Below are 511 nucleotides of genomic sequence, written 5' to 3' on the forward strand. Positions count from 1 at the left end.
TAGACGTTGTAGGCTCGAATAGCAACATCACCACCAAAGTGAATGCAGGTAAAGTCGAAGTTGCATTATCAAACGCATTGGACTTGGGCACTACAGGTAGTGTGACTACAGGTGCAACTTTAATTAACAATGCGGGAATTACCGCAACTCAAGTGACTGCAAACAACGTCACAGTAAACAATGCACCAACTGCAGGCACAGATGCGACCAATAAAACCTATGTTGATTCAAAAGCAGCAGCCTCTAAGACAGAAGTTGCAGCTGGAAGTAATGTATCCAGTGTAGTTAAAACTTCAGGTGGCAATGGTCAAGATATTTATACAGTAAATGCCAACGGTACCACTGCATCGGCAGGTTCTTCAGCAGTGACAGTAACGCCAGGCACTAAGGATGCAAACAATGTCACTGACTATAAAGTCGACCTGTCAGCAGCAACAAAAACCGATATTCAAAAAGGTGTGGATGCAAAAACAGCTGTAGATAACGCAGGTCTAAAATTTAAAGGCGATAC

1 protein-coding gene is annotated in these 511 nt (G+C 43.1%); it reads left to right on the top strand.

Going from position 1 to position 511, the window contains the following annotated elements; all coding sequences use genetic code 11:
- Window positions 1-511: hypothetical protein (locus OSH00_RS20460; protein WP_338150172.1), on the top strand; the 511-nt coding region annotated here is incomplete at both ends.

Origin of the sequence: Acinetobacter nematophilus (genome assembly GCF_026344175.1) — a bacterium.
Taxonomy (GTDB): domain Bacteria; phylum Pseudomonadota; class Gammaproteobacteria; order Pseudomonadales; family Moraxellaceae; genus Acinetobacter; species Acinetobacter nematophilus.